Annotated in this window: 15 protein-coding genes, 1 rRNA gene and 1 riboswitch; of the genes, 10 read left to right on the top strand and 6 right to left on the bottom strand. The window is 47.4% G+C overall.

What is annotated here, in order from left to right; translation table 11 throughout:
- Positions 1-287 (bottom strand): 16S ribosomal RNA (locus NDJ01_RS05160); the annotation flags it as partial.
- Between the two features lie 467 nt (positions 288-754).
- Positions 755-1,279, bottom strand: coding sequence for a DUF3087 domain-containing protein (locus NDJ01_RS05155; RefSeq protein ID WP_053809661.1), 525 nt, complete (start codon positions 1,277-1,279; stop codon positions 755-757).
- A 160-nt stretch (positions 1,280-1,439) separates the two neighbouring features.
- On the opposite strand from NDJ01_RS05155, the gene trmY reads away from it, so the two are divergent.
- Positions 1,440-2,039, top strand: a complete 600-nt coding sequence (trmY, locus tag NDJ01_RS05150) for a tRNA (pseudouridine(54)-N(1))-methyltransferase TrmY (RefSeq protein ID WP_005459965.1) — start codon at positions 1,440-1,442, stop codon at positions 2,037-2,039.
- An 81-nt stretch (positions 2,040-2,120) separates the two neighbouring features.
- On the opposite strand, the gene NDJ01_RS05145 is transcribed toward trmY, so the two are convergent.
- The gene (locus NDJ01_RS05145) at positions 2,121-3,464 is read right to left on the bottom strand and encodes a TldD/PmbA family protein (protein WP_243327362.1); all 1,344 of its coding nucleotides are present in this window, start codon (positions 3,462-3,464) and stop codon (positions 2,121-2,123) included.
- Entirely contained in the window at positions 3,464-4,849 is a 1,386-nt protein-coding gene (locus NDJ01_RS05140; RefSeq protein ID WP_048625558.1) for a TldD/PmbA family protein, read from the bottom strand. Before NDJ01_RS05140 ends, NDJ01_RS05145 begins: the two co-directional genes overlap by 1 nt.
- Before the next feature lie 312 nt (positions 4,850-5,161).
- A riboswitch (TPP riboswitch) is annotated at positions 5,162-5,269 on the top strand.
- A 96-nt stretch (positions 5,270-5,365) separates the two neighbouring features.
- On the opposite strand from NDJ01_RS05140, the gene thiD reads away from it, so the two are divergent.
- The 8 genes from thiD to NDJ01_RS05100 all read left to right on the top strand — a co-directional run bounded on the left by thiD (position 5,366) and on the right by NDJ01_RS05100 (position 11,817).
- Entirely contained in the window at positions 5,366-6,226 is an 861-nt protein-coding gene (thiD, locus tag NDJ01_RS05135; protein WP_085344572.1) for a bifunctional hydroxymethylpyrimidine kinase/phosphomethylpyrimidine kinase, read from the top strand.
- Positions 6,216-6,974, top strand: a complete 759-nt coding sequence (locus NDJ01_RS05130) for an ABC transporter ATP-binding protein (RefSeq protein WP_258586386.1) — start codon at positions 6,216-6,218, stop codon at positions 6,972-6,974. The genes thiD and NDJ01_RS05130 overlap by 11 nt, the downstream gene beginning before the upstream one ends.
- The gene (locus NDJ01_RS05125; RefSeq protein WP_258586385.1) at positions 6,967-7,767 is read left to right on the top strand and encodes an ABC transporter permease; all 801 of its coding nucleotides are present in this window, start codon (positions 6,967-6,969) and stop codon (positions 7,765-7,767) included. Before NDJ01_RS05130 ends, NDJ01_RS05125 begins: the two co-directional genes overlap by 8 nt.
- Positions 7,768-7,789: 22 nt before the next feature.
- Positions 7,790-8,740, top strand: a complete 951-nt coding sequence (locus tag NDJ01_RS05120; protein ID WP_258586384.1) for an ABC transporter substrate-binding protein — start codon at positions 7,790-7,792, stop codon at positions 8,738-8,740.
- Between the two features lie 18 nt (positions 8,741-8,758).
- Complete coding sequence (tenA, locus tag NDJ01_RS05115) at positions 8,759-9,421, top strand: thiaminase II (RefSeq protein ID WP_006740999.1); 663 nt, start codon at positions 8,759-8,761, stop codon at positions 9,419-9,421.
- Between the two features lie 18 nt (positions 9,422-9,439).
- Positions 9,440-10,231, top strand: coding sequence for a hydroxyethylthiazole kinase (thiM, locus tag NDJ01_RS05110; protein WP_258586383.1), 792 nt, complete (start codon positions 9,440-9,442; stop codon positions 10,229-10,231).
- 63 nt (positions 10,232-10,294) lie between these two features.
- Positions 10,295-10,909, top strand: a complete 615-nt coding sequence (thiE, locus tag NDJ01_RS05105) for a thiamine phosphate synthase (protein WP_258586382.1) — start codon at positions 10,295-10,297, stop codon at positions 10,907-10,909.
- A gap of 182 nt (positions 10,910-11,091) precedes the next feature.
- The gene (locus NDJ01_RS05100; RefSeq protein WP_258586381.1) at positions 11,092-11,817 is read left to right on the top strand and encodes a phosphatase PAP2 family protein; all 726 of its coding nucleotides are present in this window, start codon (positions 11,092-11,094) and stop codon (positions 11,815-11,817) included.
- A 69-nt stretch (positions 11,818-11,886) separates the two neighbouring features.
- Here the strand turns inward: NDJ01_RS05100 and NDJ01_RS05095 are convergent, their stop codons facing one another.
- Both NDJ01_RS05095 and NDJ01_RS05090 read right to left on the bottom strand, forming a co-directional pair.
- On the bottom strand, positions 11,887-14,334 hold the full coding sequence (locus NDJ01_RS05095; RefSeq protein ID WP_258586380.1) for a trimethylamine-N-oxide reductase 2: 2,448 nt from the start codon (positions 14,332-14,334) through the stop codon (positions 11,887-11,889).
- A gap of 22 nt (positions 14,335-14,356) precedes the next feature.
- Positions 14,357-15,451, bottom strand: a complete 1,095-nt coding sequence (locus tag NDJ01_RS05090; RefSeq protein ID WP_258586379.1) for a NapC/NirT family cytochrome c — start codon at positions 15,449-15,451, stop codon at positions 14,357-14,359.
- Between the two features lie 270 nt (positions 15,452-15,721).
- Between NDJ01_RS05090 and NDJ01_RS05085 the strand changes: the two genes are divergently transcribed.
- The gene (locus NDJ01_RS05085) at positions 15,722-16,237 is read left to right on the top strand and encodes a GNAT family N-acetyltransferase (RefSeq protein WP_258586378.1); all 516 of its coding nucleotides are present in this window, start codon (positions 15,722-15,724) and stop codon (positions 16,235-16,237) included.
- Positions 16,238-16,243: the final 6 nt, after the last annotated feature.

The raw sequence follows: 16,243 nt of genomic DNA, 5'->3' as shown, positions 1-16,243 counted from the left end.
GCCTTGGTGAGCCCTTACCTCACCAACTAGCTAATCCCACCTAGGCATATCCTGACGCGAGAGGCCCGAAGGTCCCCCTCTTTGGCCCGTAGGCATCATGCGGTATTAGCCATCGTTTCCAATGGTTATCCCCCACACCAGGGCAATTTCCTAGGCATTACTCACCCGTCCGCCGCTCGACGCCGTTATCGTTCCCCGAAGGTTCAGATAACTCGTTTCCGCTCGACTTGCATGTGTTAGGCCTGCCGCCAGCGTTCAATCTGAGCCATGATCAAACTCTTCAATTTAAGATTTTGTTCGGCTCAATGAATACTGAACATTACATAAGTAATGTTTGAATTGACTGTGCTGAATCTTTCGATTCAATGGTCACTTCGTTTCATTGAAACCTAATTTGATACCTAAGTATCTAATTGGATTATCATCAACGAGTGCCCACACAGATTGATAGGTCTATATTGTTAAAGAGCTTGCTTCGTAAGCTTTGCTATCGAAGCGGAGGCGTATTCTAAGGAATTAATTCTTAGTGTCAAACACTTTTTAAAATTAATTTTTAGAAGCTTTCTTTCGCCTTATTGCCAATTGCTTTTGCGTTTCCGCTTTGCCCTGACAACGGAGGCGCATTATAGGGAGATGATTTTTCTTGGCAACCCCTTTTTAGAAAAAAAACTAAAAAAAAGCGTCGAGTGATTAAATCTCACTCAAACGCTTATTTTTAGCACTCAGTTGTTAACTTCAAGTAGCAAATAGGCAATCAGTATGTGTCTACCCAGCTCTCTTTAAAGCTGGTGATATCAAGATCCAGTGATTGCGCCGCTTCGATTTGCTCAATTGCCTCTAATTCTTTATTTACACTATTCATCGTCAATGTGTTGTTGTCTAACTCAAACACTTGTTGTTGCGTTGTGTAATAGAACTTAAGCGTAGTGAGCGCTTTTACATCGTCATTGCTCGCGGCTGCTTTAATGCTTTTTAGTTTACGAAATATTTTGTTGTGCAGTTGCTTGAGCTTCCAAACGTACAGCACCTCTTCCATGTATGGTCGAGTTTTAATTTGATTCAATAAAGAGAGGGAAGTTGCGACTGCGAGAACGACACCAATCAAATTCCAATGAAAGTTTCCCGTTGATTGTTCAGGTACGACTTCAGTGTTGCCAAACAAAACAATAAGCAAGGTACTAAAGGCAAGAGATGAGATAGCGAGCAACGCAACAAAACCGCCAATCACTAGGTTTACTTTCTTTTTATAAATGTCTTTATTTATCTTTTTGATTTCCATATACCGCTCCTAACAGGGTTGCCTCCTATTCTAACCAGCACACTCCGCACGACAATCGAAGCTTTGTAAGTAAGTTCACATTTACTATTAAACTCGCATCCGTTCCCTGCTTGGGTATATACTTCCGCGCATTCACTCTTCCTATATAGAGGCTAAATTCATGCGCTCTTTTGTTTTACGAGCTCGCGCGGCGCCAACCACCAGCAAAGCACTATTAGAAGGTGTTGGTAACGAGGCGCATACCGAGATCCTTGCTCATACCATGATGAACACCATGTTCGTTGCACAATCTCACCGTGAAGATGTGGTTGTCCACTTAGTATTAGAGAGCACGAAGGATTACTCGCGCACGATTACCATTCGTTCAAACGACATTACCAATATTGGCGGTTTTCACGAGTCAACGTTGATTGCAGCAGTGGCTCGCGCTTTGGATGCTTCGGTTGGTATGGGTAAAGAGCAACTTCGTGAAGTCGAACCTGGTATTACCGTTCGTACAGTGAGCTTTGAACGCCTAGTACAAGAGCTGGCAGAAGATCACCAACTATATATGCTGGATAAGAAAGGCGAATTTGTTCGTGATGCAGAAATTGGTGAAAATCCATGTTTCTTGCTAACTGACCATATACCGATGCCGAAAAAGTCTTTTAACAGCTTAAAGCGCCTTGGCACAGAGAAGATCAGCTTAGGTCCTAAGATGCTTTTCGCTTCTCAGTGTGTAGTATTGATCCACAATGAGTTGGACATCCGCGAATTTTAGTTATTCGCGTACACGTTGCTAGATGATGAAAGAGGACTCGATTGAGTCCTCTTTTTTTGTTTCTGACTTTCTATGCAACGCTTATTTACCACCAATGCTCAAACGAGCAAAGCGAACGTCTGGCGAGAAGAAAGTGCGGCTATCGTTGATTAGCTGAGTATCACCTACTGCCTCAACTTCTTGCAGCATCTTGTAGAAGTTACCCGCTACCGTGATCCCACGAACTGGTTGAACGCGCTCTCCATCACGGCACAAGAAACCACTCGCACCAAATGAGAAATCACCACTGACAGCATCTGCACCAGAGTGAACCCCTTGCAGTTCCACTAATTCTAGGTATTCACCTGCATTGACTTCTGACGCATTGCTGTTGCCTGTCGCAATCACTTTGTGATTCGCTGACACGTCTAAGCTCGATTTTGCACCGCGAGCAGCACTTGCCGTCGACACTGCACCCAAATAACTCGCTGTTTGGCTATTGTGCAATAGCGTATTCAGTTGGCCATTGGCGATCAACACATTGTCTTGGGTGGCAAAACCTTCACTATCAAACCCTGCGATAGCCATACCATTCGGCATGTATGCCGCATCGGTAAAGGTAATCAAGTCACTCGCAACACGTTGACCAAGCTTATCACCCAGTGGCGTAATGCCTTTCATCGCGCTTACACCAGAGAAAGCACTGCCGAAAGCACCGAATAAACTTGCCAGCGCATTGATGTGGAAAATAGCGGGGTAGTTACCCGTCGCAACCGGTACACCTTCAAGAAGATCACGAGCAAGGTTGTAACCGCCTTCTATACAATAAGCTGGATCCAACTCATCAAAACGGCGACCTAGCGACATTCTTCCCGCCATCGACTGTTTGCCGTCTTTTTCAAACAGGGTATACGCGTAACAAGTGAACGATCGCTCGAAATGTTGACATAACGTACCTTGAGTATTCGCGATGATGAGCTGAGTTTCACCGTCACTGTAACCATTGTATGGTGAGCTTGAAGCGTGAGGCAGAGCCACAACACCTTGCTCAAGCGCAAGGGACAGTTCAATTTTCTCATCGACCGATGTGGTATCGTCTTGCGCAATTTCTGCAATATCAGTGGTTATTTTACTGTTTACGCAGCTGATGGTTTGATGTTCATCTTGCTTGGAAAAGCGAGCACTTTGCAGCGCGTTTGTGAGCATCAAATCTAAACTTGGTTGCTCTAGTGATTCAGAATAACTGGTCGCGACACGGGCATCTTTAATGACTCGAACACCCAGCACTTGGCTTGAGCTAACTTTGTACTCATCCAGCTTGCCTTGGTTTGCTTTCAGAGAAAAGCTGCTGTTGCGGTTTACAATGACGTCCGCTTCTGCGCCTTGACGCTTTGCTTCTGATAGGACGTAATCAACCGCATTAAGAAGTTGTTGTTCTTGGCTCATTAGTTACCGCCTCCTACCAGAATGTTATCGACTTTCAGCGTTGGCTGACCGACTGTTGTTGGTACTGAACCACTTACTGAACCACACATGCCCGGCGCAAGCGCCATGTCTTTGCCGACCATGCTGATTTCTTTCAACACTTTTGGACCCGTGCTGATCAGCGTTGCTGTTTTCAGAGGTTTGGTGATTTTGCCATTTTCAATGAGGTAAGCTTCACGAACGGCAAAGTTAAACTCACCTGTTCCCGGTTGAACCGAGCCACCACCCATCTTCTTCGCATAGATACCACGTTCGATACCTGCCAGCATGTCATCAAGTGAATGCTCGCCTTCTTCAATAAAGGTGTTACGCATTCGCGAGGTTGGTGCGAACTTGTAGTTCTGACGACGACCAGAACCCGTAGGCTCATAACCTGTCTTCATACCACCCATTTTATCGACCATAAAGCTGGTTAGCTTACCGTCTTTGATCAATTGAGTGCGCTGAGTCTTCATGCCTTCGTCATCAACATGAATCGAGCCCCATTCGTTGGTCATGGTGCCATCATCAACTGCATTCACTGCGGTGTGAGCAACCATTTCGCCCATCTTGTCGTGGAATACGGACGCTTTCTTCGCAACCGAAGTGGTTTCGAGTAAGTGGCCACACGCTTCATGGAAGATAACGCCGCCAAAGCCGTTACCAATCACCACTGGCATTTCACCTGATGGACAAGCATCAGCGCCAAGTTTCACTAACGCTTGCTGCGCGATAGTTTGACCCAGCTCTTTCGCATCAAGCTGTTCGCTGAACTCCCAACCAGCAAGAGCGCCAGGACCTTCCATACCAGAAGACTGCTCATTACCTTTTTGAGCAACGGTATTACCAGCAACTCGGATGTAGTGACGAGTATCGTCAACGTGTAGACCTTCTGAGTTGAAGATAGACACTTGCTGCTCGCGCTGAAGCACACTACCAATGAACTGGCTGATGTACTCACTTTCTGCACGCGCAGCTTGGTCAACTTTCAATAGAAACGCGATTTTTGAATCTAAGTTGGCATCCTGACTTAACGGCATGCGGCAACCGTGTTGGATTGGGTAGCGGTTCAAATTCAAAGAACCTGCTGACGCGATTTGTTCACGCTTGTCTTTTGCCGCAAGCAATGACGTTACGCGTTTTAGCTCGGCTTCGTCCGTGCTATTGGTGTATCCATAAAGCACTTTGTGACCGAAGAAGAGGCGAATGCCGATACCAAAATCAATCCCCGAATTGATCTTGTCCACCTCACCAGATGCGATCTGGACGGTGTTAGTTTGATGATGTTCAACGAATAGTTCAGCGAAATCAGCCCCCAAAAAGAGTGCATGATCGATCACTGACTTCGCTGTTGCAGAATTAAGCATGAAGTCTCCTTGCTCGATGATCGTCTTAGCCTTCCTAATTAACTGTCGAAAAGTTCAACAAAGTTAAATTGGCAACGCGTTAAATTTTAACAGTTTTTTAACCTTGTTTTGTGCTAATCCTTGCTTAACGAGACCACGATTATTTATTAAATATTCCAGGTTCAGCTCTTTCACCAGAGCGTTGCACTAGTAAATTCCACACGACGAACCATTTAGATGCTTACTCTATCACTCACCTCGCATAATTGAATACTCAATAATAATTACTCTCAAAAAACGTATCCCTTCTACAAGGGTCCTGCTATCATCCGAGCGAAATAGTCGGGGGGCCACGCGATAAGCGTTGGCTGAGATCGAGATTCGAGACCCGTTGAACCTGATTCAGTTAGCACTGACGTAGGGAACTATGCACACTTTGCCTTTCGCCGCTCCTCTTCGGCGAGCGAAACGATCGAACAATCGATCTATCCACAACGGTCAAAGTCAGTTCCTATACGTCTTGTAGTAGGAGCGACCATGACGCAGCAATCACAGCCATCTTTACACCAGGCACAATCACCTATAACCACCCCAGTTGTCTTAACCATCGCAGGCTCCGACAGCGGCGGCGGCGCAGGCATCCAAGCCGATATCAAAGCGATGTCCGCCACTGGCAGCTTTGCCTGCTCAGTGATTACCGCCATCACGTCACAAAACACGCAAGGCGTTTCTGCGATTTTCCCTATTCCTCTTGATCACGTTGAAAGCCAACTCGATGCAGTGTTTACCGATCTCAATATTGTGGCGGTAAAAGTCGGCATGCTGGCGGATTCGAACATCATTAAAGTCGTTGCTAACAAGATTAAGCAATACCAACCTAAACATCTTGTGATTGATCCCGTCATGGTCGCCACCAGCGGCGATTTGCTACTTGAGCAATCAGCAATCAGCACATTAAAAGAAGAACTAATTCCACTGGCAGACATCATCACTCCTAACCTGCCAGAAGGTGCAGCATTGACGGGTAAGCCAGTGCCTCAATCAGAATCTGAAATGAACGATATGATTACCGACCTTCGTGCACTTGGTGCCAAAGCTATTCTGCTCAAAGGCGGTCATCTTGAAGAAAATGAAAACAGCAACGATCTGCTGATCATGCAAAACAGTGCGGAGTCAATCAGCGCCAAGCGTTTTCCGACCAAAAACACCCACGGTACGGGCTGTACACTGTCTTCCGCCATTGCGTCTTACCTTAGTCAAGGCAACAACCTGCACAAAGCGGTGCACCTTGGTAAGCAGTACATCAGCCAAGCTATCGCACACGCGGATGAATTGGAAGTGGGGAAAGGTCACGGACCAGTACATCACTTCTTTGCGGGTCATACCTATGTTCGCTAACGCGATTGGCATTCAGCTTTCCGACGCCAGTCTGCAATACAAAGACAGCCAAACACCGACTTTAGCGAAAGTGAACATGACCATTCCTATCGGTCAATGGACGGTATTACTTGGGCGAAGTGGCTGCGGAAAAACCACGATATTGCGTTACTTAGCTGGCCTACTGGATGACCAAGTTGACTGGCATGGCGAACTCATCACAACCGATGGCGCCGCACTGCATGACCGTATCGCTTACATGGCTCAGCAGGATTTATTGCTACCGTGGCTTAACGTGCTGGATAACGTCTGCCTCAGCTCGCGCTTTTCTCACGCCAATTCAAATCCAGCGGATGAGAAACAACGCGCTCTCAACTTATTAGAGCACGTTGGGTTGGCAGATTACGCTTACGCCAAACCCGCTCAACTCTCCGGAGGTATGCGACAGCGCGTAGCCCTTGCTCGTACTCTGATGCAAGACAAACCTTTGGTTTTGATGGATGAACCTTTCTCGGCATTAGACGCCGTGACTCGCCACAAATTGCAAACTCTCTCTGCCGAGCTACTAAAGGACAAAACCGTTGTCTTGATTACGCACGATCCGCAAGAAGCGGTGCGATTGGCGCACCAACTCTATGTGTTGCAAGGCATGCCTGCTCAAGCACAGCACCTTGATGTACCTTATTCGCCACCACCTCGCCTACTTGATGGAGAATGCGCAACATTGCAGCAAGCGATTTTGGGTCAATTGGAGAAAGACTATGAGTGAGATGACTCAGTACAACTCCGTTTCGGCGCGTATTAGTGAAAAGGAACGCGTGACTCATCCGGCGTTGCGTCTGCTGATCAGCGCAGCCGTGATCTTAGGTTTGTGGCAACTCATTGTAGTGGTGTTTGACATGCCAAGCTTCATCTTGCCTTCGCCGATTGAAGTATTGGATAGATTAGTCACTCGATACGACGTGCTACTCAAACACACTTGGGTAACGGCACAAGAGATCCTACTTGGCCTCGCACTCGGCTTATCGATGGGTTTGCTATTCGCTTTGCAAATGCTGATGTTCGAGCCGCTCAAACGCTGGCTATTGCCGATTCTTATCGCTAGCCAAGCAATTCCAGTATTTGCTATCGCGCCCGTGTTGATGCTTTGGCTGGGTTACGGCATTGCATCGAAAGTAGTTATGGCGGCCATCATCATCTTTTTCCCTGTAACAACTTGTTGTTACGACGGACTGCGCAACACCCCCACCGGCTATCTCGATCTTGCCAAAACCATGGGCGCATCGAAATGGCAATTACTGCGCCATATTCAACTACCTGCCGCCCTACCAACGTTAGCGTCTGGTATTCGTGTTGCCGTGGTTATTGCGCCGATTGGTGCTGTGATAGGTGAATGGGTCGGCTCAAGTGAGGGCCTAGGCTATCTGATGCTGCAAGCCAATGCACGCATGATCATCGATGAGATGTTCGCGGCGCTATTTATTCTCGCCGCGCTGTCTATCGCACTCTATTTCACCACTGACAAATTACTGAAAAAAGCTATTCCCTGGGAAAACAAATAGGGAAAGAAAAAGGAAGAACCCCGTGAATAAAAACAAACTCATGAGCGCTGCTGCTCTGCTCGCATCAATGGTTTCAACTAACGTACTTGCTGCCGAAAAAGAGATGACACTGATGTTGGATTGGTTCGTCAATCCAAATCATGGTCCTATCGTGATTGCCAAAGAGCGTGGTTACTTTAAACAGCAAGGTTTGAAGGTAAACATTCAAGAGCCGGCAGATCCAAGCACACCACCTAAGTTGGTCGCTGCTGGCAAGGTCGACATGGCGATTTCTTACCAACCAAGCCTAACTATCGATGTCGCGGCTGGTTTGCCACTAATCCGCTCTGCGACTTTGATTGCTACGCCACTCAACACGTTGATGGTGTTGGACAACGGTAAGAATGAAAACCTTGGCGACTTGAAAGGCAAGAAAATTGGTATTGCGATCGCCGGTAACGAAGAAGCGACAATCGGCACTATGCTTGCGCAAGAGAACGTGAAGTTTTCTGACGTACAAATCATCAACGTAGGTTGGGCGCTGTCTTCCTCTCTTGCTTCTGGCAAGGTGGATGCGATTTGGGGCGGCCTACGTAACTTCGAAACCAACCAACTTGTGCTAGAAGGCTACAAAGCCAAAGCCTTCTTCCCAGAAGAACACGGCGTACCAGCGTATGACGAACTGGTGTTTGTGGCGAATGCAAAAACCTACGACAAAGCGGCTATTAAAGCGTTCAACAAAGCGCTGGAGCAAGCGACCACTTACATCGTCAACCATCCTAAAGAGTCTTGGAAAGAGTTTGTCACTTACTCGCCAGACACGCTAAACAACGAGCTCAACCAACGCGCTTGGAATGACACGTTAACTCGTTTCGCGCTTCGCCCATCAGCAGTCGATCTAAAACGCTACGACGATTACGCAGAGTTCATGTACTCACAACAAATCATCGAAACGCTACCAAAAGCGAAAGATTACGTACCGAGCTTTGACTAATTACGAGGCAGCCCCATTATGAAATACCAAGATTTGATCGACGCTTGCCGCCAAGATTGGCAAGAATACACTGAGCATGCCTTCGTGCAGCAATTAGCCAAAGGCACACTGGCTCAACCTTGTTTTCTGCATTACTTGAAACAAGATTTCTTATTCCTAAAACAGTACGCGCGAGCTTATGCGCTGGCAATCTACAAAGCGCGTACGTTAGACGACATGCGCCGCGCACTACCAAGCGTACATGCACTTTTAGATTCAGAGATTGCCCACCATGTTACCTACTGCGGGCAGTGGGGATTGACGGAATCTGATCTCGAAAACGAGCCGGAAGATTTTGGCACGGTGGCTTACACGCGCTACGTATTGGATGCGGGAATGACGGGCGACTTAGTTGACTTGTATGCCGCGCTCGCCCCTTGCTCCATCGGCTACGCCGTCATTGGTAAAATGCTGATTGAAGATGAAAACACGGTATTCGAAGGCAATCCTTATGCAAGTTGGATTAACTTGTACGGCGGTGAAGAGTTCCAATCAGGCGTGGCAAGTGGGGCCGAACACTTTAACCAGTTGCTGGCTGAAATCGACATCCACAGCCAGCGCGGTCAAAACCTCATTCAGGTCTTCAAAACCGCAACGCGTATGGAAGTGGCGTTTTGGCAACAAGGTCTAAACGCGCAATAAGGTTAATTGGAGAATCTCATGTTAATAGAACAAATCACTCAAGCATTAACCGTAGTGCGTCAGCAAAAGCCTTTAGTCGTGAACATTACCAACTACGTAGTGATGAACAACACGGCGAACGCTTTGTTGGCTATCGGTGCTTCGCCTATCATGGCGCATTCAAAGCAAGAAATGGCAGAAATGATGTCGTTTGCTGGCGCTTTGGTGATCAACATCGGCACCCTAGACAGCGTTTGGACGCCACGCATGAGCTATGCCGTCGAGCAAGCCAACTCGAACGGTAAAATCGTTGTGCTCGACCCTGTCGGTTGCGGTGCAAGTTCACTGCGCACAGAAACCTCGCGCGAAATCGCCCGCCTTGCAAACAAGTTAATCATTCGTGGTAATGCGTCCGAAATCATTGCTCTCGCTGCTGAGCAAGCGCAAAGCAAAGGTGTAGATGCACTCGACAGTAGTGATGCAGCCCTTGGGGCGGCTCACTTCTTAGTTGAAGAATACGGAGCGAGCGTGGTGATCTCCGGCGAAACTGACTACATCGTGACAAAAGAGCAAACCGTCCAGCTGAATAATGGTCACGAGATGATGCCATACGTAACGGGCATGGGCTGCACACTGACGGCACTGACTGGCGCTTTCGCAGCAATCGGCGACGAAACAGGCCTTGCTGCGGCAGCGGTGCTTGGCGTTGTGGGTGAAATTGCGGCTGAGCAAGCGCTAGGGCCAGGTAGCTTGCAAATGCATCTTTTGGATGAGCTTTACCAACTGGATGAAGAAACACTGGCAACACGTCTTAAATTACAAGTGAGATAAATCGCTTCTCAATGCTTTAAACGCCTCTCACTCCTAGGTGAGTGAGAGGTAAAAGGAAACACAATGAACGCCTATCGTTTGTATTTGGTCACCGACGACCAACAAGATTTATCCACTCTCAAACACGTTGTAAGAAAGGCGGTAGAAGGTGGGGTCACCATGGTGCAGGTGCGTGAAAAACATGGTGACGTTCGTGCATTTATTGAACGTGCTCAAGCCGTCAAGACGATCCTTGAAGGCACTGGCGTCCCTTTAATCATCAATGATCGTGTTGATGTTGCCCTTGCTGTTGATGCTGATGGTGTCCACTTGGGGCAATCAGATATTCCCGCAACTATCGCTCGCGAGTTGATTGGACCAAACAAACTTCTCGGTTTATCCATCGAAAATGAAGAGCAGCTTGCAGAAGCGGACTCTCTTCCGATTGATTACATCGGTTTGAGTGCTATCTTCGCTACACCAACCAAAACCAACACCAAAAAACACTGGGGTATTGAAGGTTTGAAAATGGCGCTGAACACCACATCCTTACCAATCGTCGCTATTGGTGGCATCAACGAAACCAACATTCCTGCCCTGAGTGCGACAGGTGTGCATGGTTTGGCTTTGGTTTCTGCCATTTGTCATGCAGAAAACCCAACCAAAGCAGCAGAATACTTACGTTCTCTGATGGATTAAGACCCCAACGCTTAAGGATGAGCGCCTTTACCCTCCGGATAAATGTCATCAATTCATCACTCAGCCTTCATTCTCTCGTCAAATTGACAAAGCGTTGATAAGTTTTTCACGCCAGATAACGTAAGATAAGCCCCTTATTTTCACGTGGTTGAATAACCCTCAATAAAAACAAAACGCTCTCAATGAAAACCAAAAAATATGGATTGATGATGCTCGCCTTGTTTGTTCTTGGCATCATCCCAATGTCGCTGTTTGGCTCTTATCACTATCTCACCTCACAGGTGCCAGAAAGTCTGGGTATTACTTTTACTTTGCTCACAGATTCTGCTGGCAGCAAAGGCTTTTTAATTACCTTAACGCTGCTACTGCTTTCTTTATTTCGCTTTAAACCAAGTCGCACTGAGTGGATGCAAAAACTCTCAATGTTAGGGCTGTTACTTGTGATTGGCTTTGCCAGCAAAACGGGGCTAAAACTGATGACAGAAAGCCCGCGCCCATACACGGAATTGCTCGCAGCAGAACAATTGATTGAAACACCAGAAACTTTTTATCAGTTAGATACGAAGCAACAAGTCAACGTAATTAACCAGGTTACTGAACAAGTCAGTGATTGGCGAACACGCCATTGGCAAGGCGAGAAAGACTATTCTTTCCCATCCGGCCATACGATTTTCGTTTCGATTTGTTTGGCTTTCTTTGGTGGGTTGTTCTTACAGAACAAGTGCTATATCTCTGCACTGTCATTATGGATGTGGGGAATGAGCGTCGCATATAGCCGCTTATGGCTGGGCATGCATCGCCCTGAAGATTTAATAGGTTCGGTCTTGTTTGTCGCGATTGTATTTACTTTACTCCCGACATTTCAAATTAAGAAACAGATGCCGTTTGTTTCTCTTGCTTCGCACTAATGTGAACGATTACTAGATAAAAAAGAAGCCAGCGATTCGCTGGCTTCTTGCTTTCAAGCGCTACTTTTTTTAGCCATTTTTTGGTGGTTCAAAGGCTGTTAGTTCTAATTCTGGGCCAGTGTATTTTTCAATACGAACCAGTGCCGAGTTCGCCGCACAGCCGTTTGCAAGTCGAGAGGTCGGAATATCCAACGTTAACACGTTACAACCGCCGTTCTTACAAATGCCGGTTTTCGGATCCAAATCCGGCCAACCGCCTTCATGAATACACACTGAACCTTGCTTGATTCGGTCAGTCACTTCTGCACCAACCAATACTTGGCCACGGTTGTTAAACGCACGAACTAGATCGCCCGTTTTAATACCACGCGCTTTCGCATCTTCAGGGTGAATCCAAATAGGTTCACGGTTTGCAATTGCGTACTCTTCGCGAATCTTCGCGTAGTTAAACTGGCTGTGTAGACGATGCGCTGCGTGCGCGGTCATTAGCTGCAACTCGCCATCTTTTGCATTGCCGGTGTACTCGGTTGGTGCCATCCACGTTGGGTGTGGAGGACAGTCTTCCAACTGGTAACCTTCAATGGTTTTCGAGAAGATTTCGATCTTACCACTTGGTGTACCGAGTGGATTCATGATCGGGTCTTCACGGAAATCTGCGTAACGAACAAACTGTGCGTTCTTCTCGTTCCACTTCATCTCGATCAGTTGGTTATCTTCCCAGAACTTGCTGAAGTTCGGCATTGCTACGCGAGAGCCACGGCCACCTTGTTGCGCCGCCTTGTAGAAGCCGTACAGCCATTCCATTTCAGTCTTGCCTTCGGTGTACACATCACGTCCACCCGGAGCTAGCATCTCTGCCATGTCCGCGAATACATCGAAGTCATTACGCGCTTCACCTTGCGGCTCAACCACTTTCTTCATTGGCACCAAGTGTTGGTTACTGTAGTCACCCGTCATCGTTAAGTCGTTACGCTCGAACGATGTGGTGATTGGCAGAACGATGTCCGCGTGCTTCGCAGCCGCCGTCCAGTAAGGCTCTGAAATCACGATCAGCTCAGGCTTTTGCCATGCTTTAATCAAGCGGTTGGTGTCTTGGTGGTGAGTAAAGTTCGCACCACCTGCCCACCAAATCATCTTGATATCTGGGAACGTCAGTTCATGACCGTTGTGATGGTAGGATTGACCTGGGTTTTCCAACGCCTCGACAATACGCGCCACAGGGAAGCTTTGCACCGCGCCAGACACCGCCCAGTCGTTACCCGCAGAAGAGCCACCACCCAGTGATGCCGAAATCGCAGGAAGTACACCAGCATCACGAGCAGGGTTACCACCGTTTGAGTAGTGGTAAGAGAAACCAAAACCACCGCCCGGTAAACCGATTTGACCCAACATCGTTGCCAGTGTAACCAGCATCCAGTGACGCTGCTCACCGTATTGTTGGCGCTGCATACCCCAACCCGCCATCAACATGGTGCGGTTTTTACTGAAGATGTCCGCCAGTAGCTCAAGTTGCTTCGCAGGTACGCCACAGATTTGTGATGCCCATTCTGCTGATTTTTCTACGCCGTCTTCTTCGCCCATCAGGTACGCTTCAAACTTATCGTAGCCTGCGGTGTATTTATCGAGGAAGGCTTTATCGTGCTTACCTTGTTTCACCAAGGTGTGTGCGATACCCATCATCATTGCTACGTCGGTCATTGGGTGAGGAGCAATCCACTCCGCATTCTCACCAAAGAACTCGATGGTTTCAGAACGAATAGGGTCAATCGCAATAACCGTCTTGCCTGATTTTTTCAATTGATGGAAGAATTCAAGACCAGCACAGTCTGTTGAGCTCCACGCGATTTTTAGAGTGTTGATTGGGTTTAAGCCCCAAAGCACAACCACATCGCTGTGCTCTAGTACCACTGGGTATGTAGTTTGTTGCTCGTACACTTCGATAGAGCCCACAACGTGCGGCATGATGATCTGCGCAGCACCCGTTGAGTAGTCACCCAAGTGGCCTGAATAGCCGCCCGCCATGCTCATGTAACGTTGCAGCAAGGTTTGTGCTTTGTGCAGCACGCCACTTGAACGCCAGCCGTAAGAGCCAGCAAACACAGAAGCCGGGCCATATTCTTTACGAATGCGCATGTGCTGTTCGTGGATCAGCTTGTAAGCCTCATCCCAAGACACACGCACAAACTCATCACTACCGCGCACACCTTCTGGCGACGATGGGTTTGCCAAGTAGCCTTTACGTACCATTGGGTACTTCACACGCGCCTTGGTATGCACTTGGTCAGGCCCAGTAGTTTGTAGACTATTTGGTACAGTTTGTGGAAGAGCATTAGTAGTCGATACTAGCTTGCCATCTTTCACTTTACATAACATTGGGCCCATGCGGCCCGCTGTCAAAATGCCCTTGCCACGCTGGTTTGAAGACGCAACAGACATAGGTGCAAAAGAAGTAAATGCCATGGCGCCAGCCGCCATACCTGTGCCTTTTAGAAATCCACGACGGGTTAAATTAGTCATAATCTTATCCTTCTATTTATCGTTAGTGACCAACCACATCTTTCGCGTGGTGCTGGAAGAACTTAGTAAGAATTTCTAGGTTTTCGGCAGTGATGTCTGTTCGATCACCCATACTCTTCGCCACTGGTCCCCATGCGTTCACCGTGAAGTGATTTGAAGGAATTTTCGCGTGACAAGTTGCACAATAAACGTTGTCTAGCTCTTCTGCGTATGACCAAACTGGGTCAAGCGTATCCACAACAGGAGAATCGATCGTGCCTGTTAGTGACACTGCGCGCCATTCGTTGCCGTAAACGTCGGCCTTAAACTCACCGCCCTCAAGAGCTTGCTGACCTTGCTCGGTTAGCGTTGCTACGATGGCACGTTGACCTTCACCCATGTACAGCACTTGCTCTGCGCCTTTCATTTGGAATGCGTCCAACTTAACAGTACGCTCATCACCTTCAGAGCTGATTACTTCTAACTTCGTCGTTGGGTTAATTTTACCCATCTCACCCATTGCGATTTCAGTCACAGGGTAAACGACTTTGGCACTAGGTGATGTTTTTGTGGTGAAGCTCATCAACGTTTCAAATGCCTTGCTGTCTAGCTCAGCTTCTGGTGCAAAGTGAGCAACGCCTTTGTGACAATCGATACACGTTTGATCGTTCGCTTTTGCGTACTCGTGCATTTTCGCTGCATCGCGAGATTGCTCAAATTCTTCCATCGCGTCAAAGTCGTGGCAAGAACGGCACGTTGCAGAGTCGTTTTCACGGAACTGCTCCCACACCATCTCCGCAAGCTCTTTGCGGTGCGCTTCGTATTTTTCTGGCGTGTCGATCTTGCCAGTCACGAACTCATGGTAGATGTCTTTCGATGCACGAATCTTCGTGATCAGGTAGTCCATCGGTTCTTGTGGGATGTGGCAATCAGAACACTCGGCACGAATGCCTTTCGCATTACTGAAGTGCACTGAGCCTTGGTACTCTTTGTAAGGGATTTCCATAGAGTGGCACGAGAGACAGAACTCAGTATCAGAGGTGTAATGCATCACCGCTGCAGTACCACCTAATGTTAACCAGCCCACACCAATGCCGGCAGCAACCAGCAGTGCAACATATCGTTTTTTTATTGACATAATTAGCAACACTTCCAAATAAAATGTAATTATAGATCGCAAAATACTACTTTATGGGTAGCTCTCTCTTGATCCACATCATTTCCGTGTTGCTCTATGTGTCTCAAGTATGAAATTTCGTTATTTTCATCCCACAAATGAATATTCAGTAAGAATTCATTCCCCAACTAGACATTCACCACACAAATCACTTTTGCAAGTGCAACCGTTTGATTAAAGAGATAAGAGGATGAGAAACTGGCTCTCTACATAAATGCTGTAAGGACACGCATGTCAGTTTATATTGAGACTCACCGAAGCCGATTAAGACCTATCGAAGCCAGCGATTGGGAACTATTTCAGCGATTACATTCCGAACCAGAGATCATTGAGCTCTGTTTTGATCGCCCGAGCGAAAAACAAATAAAAGAAAAATTTGCTTCGCGATTATTACCATGGACACCAGACAGTCCACACTGGCTTTGCCTCGTCATACTCGAGAAGCAATCTGAACAACCGATTGGCGTCACTGGCCTTGCCATTGAAGAAGGTAACGCAGAGGTGGGTTACTTACTTTTGCCTGAATTTCATGGCCGACAGTTTGGAACAGAAACCCTTCAAGCGCTTCTAAATTGGGCGAGAGCAACACATGACATCGACCGCTTTTCCGCTACGGTCACTGAAGGGAATATTGCTTCAGAGCGTGTTCTCATGAAGTGCGGATTCGAGCTATCTGAAGTCATTCCTGACGCATACCAAATTGGCGACAAGCGTTACGCCGACAAAATCTACTCACTACAAAAATAAGGATGT

It is taken from the genome of Vibrio sp. HS-50-1 (genome assembly GCF_024747315.1).
GTDB classification, from domain to species: Bacteria; Pseudomonadota; Gammaproteobacteria; order Enterobacterales; family Vibrionaceae; genus Vibrio; species Vibrio diabolicus.
This window is presented reverse-complemented; position numbering and strand designations above follow the sequence as displayed.

Coding starts and splice junctions, on each gene's coding strand:
- NDJ01_RS05155 (WP_053809661.1), bottom strand. CDS start 1,279: ATGGAAATCAAAAAGATAAATAAAGACATTTATAAAAAGAAAGTAAAC.
- tenA (WP_006740999.1), top strand. CDS start 8,759: ATGAAATACCAAGATTTGATCGACGCTTGCCGCCAAGATTGGCAAGAA.
- NDJ01_RS05090 (WP_258586379.1), bottom strand. CDS start 15,451: ATGTCAATAAAAAAACGATATGTTGCACTGCTGGTTGCTGCCGGCATT.
- NDJ01_RS05100 (WP_258586381.1), top strand. CDS start 11,092: ATGAAAACCAAAAAATATGGATTGATGATGCTCGCCTTGTTTGTTCTT.
- trmY (WP_005459965.1), top strand. CDS start 1,440: ATGCGCTCTTTTGTTTTACGAGCTCGCGCGGCGCCAACCACCAGCAAA.
- NDJ01_RS05140 (WP_048625558.1), bottom strand. CDS start 4,849: ATGCTTAATTCTGCAACAGCGAAGTCAGTGATCGATCATGCACTCTTT.
- thiE (WP_258586382.1), top strand. CDS start 10,295: ATGAACGCCTATCGTTTGTATTTGGTCACCGACGACCAACAAGATTTA.
- thiD (WP_085344572.1), top strand. CDS start 5,366: ATGACGCAGCAATCACAGCCATCTTTACACCAGGCACAATCACCTATA.
- NDJ01_RS05125 (WP_258586385.1), top strand. CDS start 6,967: ATGAGTGAGATGACTCAGTACAACTCCGTTTCGGCGCGTATTAGTGAA.
- NDJ01_RS05145 (WP_243327362.1), bottom strand. CDS start 3,464: ATGAGCCAAGAACAACAACTTCTTAATGCGGTTGATTACGTCCTATCA.
- thiM (WP_258586383.1), top strand. CDS start 9,440: ATGTTAATAGAACAAATCACTCAAGCATTAACCGTAGTGCGTCAGCAA.
- NDJ01_RS05085 (WP_258586378.1), top strand. CDS start 15,722: ATGTCAGTTTATATTGAGACTCACCGAAGCCGATTAAGACCTATCGAA.
- NDJ01_RS05095 (WP_258586380.1), bottom strand. CDS start 14,334: ATGACTAATTTAACCCGTCGTGGATTTCTAAAAGGCACAGGTATGGCG.
- NDJ01_RS05130 (WP_258586386.1), top strand. CDS start 6,216: ATGTTCGCTAACGCGATTGGCATTCAGCTTTCCGACGCCAGTCTGCAA.